This window comes from Streptococcus sp. GMD6S (genome assembly GCF_000297015.1).
Genome location: NZ_AJRH01000088.1, coordinates 1 through 3,805, shown reverse-complemented (window position 1 = coordinate 3,805; position 3,805 = coordinate 1). Strand labels below are relative to the sequence as shown.

Sequence of the window (3,805 nt, the reverse complement as noted above, 5' to 3'; positions counted from 1 at the left end):
TATACTGCTATCATGAACCCAACAGTTAACTCATACAAACGTTTGGTTCCAGGTTATGAAGCGCCTGTTTACATTGCTTGGGCTGGTCGTAACCGTTCGCCACTTGTGCGCGTACCAGCTTCACGTGGTATGGGAACTCGTCTTGAGTTGCGTTCAGTGGACCCGATGGCAAACCCATACATCGCTATGGCAGTTCTATTGGAAGTTGGTTTGCATGGTATTGAAAACAAAATCGAAGCACCAGCTCCTATCGAAGAAAATATCTATATCATGACAGCGGAAGAGCGTAAGGAAGCTGGAATTACTGACCTTCCATCAACGCTTCACAACGCCTTGAAAGCCTTGACTGAGGATGAAGTGGTCAAGGCAGCCCTAGGTGAACACATCTACACGAGCTTCCTTGAAGCTAAACGTATCGAGTGGGCTAGCTATGCAACCTTTGTGTCACAATGGGAAGTTGATAATTATCTTGATTTGTATTAAGAACATAAAAAAGATTGTCTGATTGGGCAATCTTTTTTATTATTGCAAATTTTTAAATGTATTTCGTTGCTGTTTTTAGTATAGTTATTATATAGAAAAACAGAAAACAAGAAAGAGTGAATTATGCATTAAAAAGAAATAATATTCTGAAAATAATTAGAAAATAACGTCCAATCATTTTCATTATACCTATTTAATGCAGTAGTGTGGCGGGTTTAGCGTGGGAAAGAAAAAAGTTTACAATTTGACAACATATTTCTTGAAATACGAATTAGTAAATGATAAAATGTTTTTTGGAATGGATGAGTTTTGGAGAGTTTATAAATTATTTAATATATTATTTACTCAAGTTCTACTCGCCATATTTCATCAAAAAGGAAAGGAGATTCTATGCAAAAAGATAAGTGGTGGCTTCCGTTTTTAGCAGTGGGAGTCATCATCGGATTGTCGGTGGGTTTGATTTATTATACTAGACCCGCTAAGGACGGAGAAGTAGGGACTTCATCAGTTTCGCAATCAACTTCAAGTGCTGAGAACAATACTGCCTTGAGTCTAAAAGGTCAACAACTTCCAGAATTTAAAATGACTTCTCAAGACGGTAAATTGGTTGCTAGTTCAGAGCTGTATGATAAACCTATGTTAATTGTCGAATGGGCTAGTTGGTGTCCTCATTGTCAGAAACAACTACCCATTGTTCAGCAGATGTATGAAAAGTATGGTGAACAGATCAATTTTGTTTTACTAAATATGAACGAACCTGGTAAAGAAACAAAAGAGAGTGCTGATCGATACATTAAGGAAAAAGGATACACTTTCCCTTATTACTATGACGAAGATCAATCAGCTGCAGATCTATTACAGGTTCAGACCATACCAAGTATGTATTTTGTAACCAAAAAGCAAGAAGTAAAAAATGTATTGGTTAACCATTCCGATGCGGAAAGCTTTTCTAAAGAGTTGCAAACACTACTCAACTAACATATATCTACTATAGAAAAGGGGGAAGAAGAAATCACAATAGGATTTCAGAAATAGCAATGAGAGATTTCATTAAAAAGGTCTCCATATTGTTTATCATTTTATTCTTATCTGTTCCATTAGCCTTAATGGGACAGATACTTGGTAGCGCTGCAGCAAATGAAGGCGGTAGTACTATTGAAGTAGGTGGAAATACAAAGATAACACAAAATGGATGTTCCCGTAAAATTGAAAAAACGGAAAAAATTAGCTGGCGCCTGCCTAGAAAACCAGTGGATTTGGTAATCTTGCAGGATGCGAGTGGATCATTTAAGAACACCATTCCAAATGTCCAGAATGCTTTAAAAACTCTGACGACATTTGTGAAGGAAGAAGAGTATGATGAAAATAACCCACGTTTGGTTAAGACTGATAATCCAGATACATCAGACCGGGTTATGATGGCGACCTTCCAAGGTGCAGATGGATACAACTACTACTACAATAACGATTTTACAGGCCGTAAAGATGTTTATGGTAGTTGGGGACCTGACTATGATTACAAATACAAGGCAAGTAACTTGTCTTCTGACCAAAATGATATCCATCAATTCATTAATAATATTAAAGTAGCGGGAGGAACACCAACTGTTCCAGCTATTGACGATGTCATTGCTCAATATAATGAAAGAAAAGGGAATATGGCTAATGGTCGTAAAACTATCTTTCTTTTGATTACGGATGGTGTTGCCAATGGGAAACGTGACCCTGATGGTAAGGTTCGTCTAGAGTACAGTGACTATCGGAACAATATTCTTACACGTGCATGGAATTTTAATGAACTAACAGAGGCGTCTCAAAACGTTTTAGGGCGTGTGAAAGAGGTTAAGGAAGCATCTACAAGACTTAAAAATGTTGTTGGTTCTGAAGGAACAGTAGTAGTTGGTTTCTGGGAAGACGTAACAATCTTTGCGAATTCCAAAGCTCAGTACTATGACACATATAAAGAAGGTTATTCAAAATATTTTGATATAGGGGATAACCGAAGTGTCCAAGAGATTTTCCATGAAGCATTAGAGGGGATGGCTTCTCCAGCTAAAAATATCAATGGAAAAGATGTTTCCTTCTATGTTAATGAACAAAGCGATATCAATAAATTCTCAAGTCGAGTTCTAGAATCTGTTGGTGCTGCTCTGGTTAAAGAAGATATCAAAGGTGAGTTTGAAGTTACTCCAGGATATAAGGTAGATGCAGTTCGAATTAATGGTAAGAAGATTGTATCAAAGGTTACCGATTCGAAGAAAGAAATTCGTGGTAAGATTGTTCAAGAAGGAGACAAGGTTACAATCTCTGTTCCAGAGAGTGTCTTTAATCCAGGAAACAACAAGTTTGACTATGATTTGAGTAAGGAAGCACATGCTGAACAAGTTGATGAGGATGATGAGCAAGACCCTCCTGCAGACTACAAACCAGTTAAGGAGACAGTTCCAGTTCCTGAGCTGACTGGTAAATTTAAAGTTGGTGATTTTGCGACTGAAACAATCGGTGGTTCGAAAGAAACTGTAGAAGTTCAAAAACTTGAATACTGTTACCCAAGTGCCACCAAGAAAATTGCAGACCAAGATCAAAGCAATGATACTGGTACTATTGAAGATCCACTTCAATTGACTAAAAAACCAGCCTATGCGGCTAACTTGTCTGCCAAAGACGAAACATTTACTTATACAGTAGATTACAACTTCAACAACGTTCCTTATGAGTTTAAGCAAAACGTTATGTTGACAGACCCTCTTGACTATCGTTTAGAAGTTGTAGGTCATCATGCTTCTGGACCACAAGGTCAAATCTTGACTCGTGTAGTGAAACAAAATGACGATCTCGGAAACGAACGTGAAGTTGTTGTTGCTGATGTACCAAGTGTGAATGGTTATGAATACTTAGTGCTTCAAAAAGCTAAAATGACCATTACCGTTCGCTTGAAGGAGCAATATCGCAATAATCAAGCGAGCAAAGAATTCATGGCCCTTCTTCAGGATAATGATGGCTTCGGTTTGCTGAACCAGGGTAATATCATGTGGAATGGTGAGGATAATAATCCTGATCCAAGTAAACATGCTAAAACAGCTGACAAACCAAGTACCATTCGCCGTTCAAATCCAGTTTACGTGAAACCTCCAGTTGTAACAGAAATTACGAAGAAGGTTAATGACAAAGAACATGAAGATTTGAAGGCAGAAGAGGAACTCTTTGAGTACAAAGTGACTGTTCCATGGCCAGGCATTGCAGATACATTTAGCCTTACGGATACAGTTGTTTCAGAGTTGGAAGTTCAGGCAGATAGCTTGAATGTAAAACTTGGTGAAAA

General features: G+C 38.0%; 1 protein-coding gene and 2 pseudogenes. All 3 read left to right on the top strand.

Annotated elements, in window-relative coordinates; all coding sequences use genetic code 11:
- Positions 1-483 (top strand): annotated as a pseudogene (locus GMD6S_RS08485) (type I glutamate--ammonia ligase); the annotation flags it as partial.
- Positions 484-873: 390 nt separating this feature from the next.
- Positions 874-1,461, top strand: a complete 588-nt coding sequence (locus GMD6S_RS08480) for a TlpA family protein disulfide reductase (protein WP_001168154.1) — start codon at positions 874-876, stop codon at positions 1,459-1,461.
- A 59-nt stretch (positions 1,462-1,520) separates the two neighbouring features.
- Positions 1,521-3,805, top strand: a pseudogene (gene padA / locus GMD6S_RS08475) (LPXTG-anchored isopeptide-forming adhesin PadA); the annotation flags it as partial.

Coding starts and splice junctions, on each gene's coding strand:
- GMD6S_RS08480 (WP_001168154.1), top strand. CDS start 874: ATGCAAAAAGATAAGTGGTGGCTTCCGTTTTTAGCAGTGGGAGTCATC.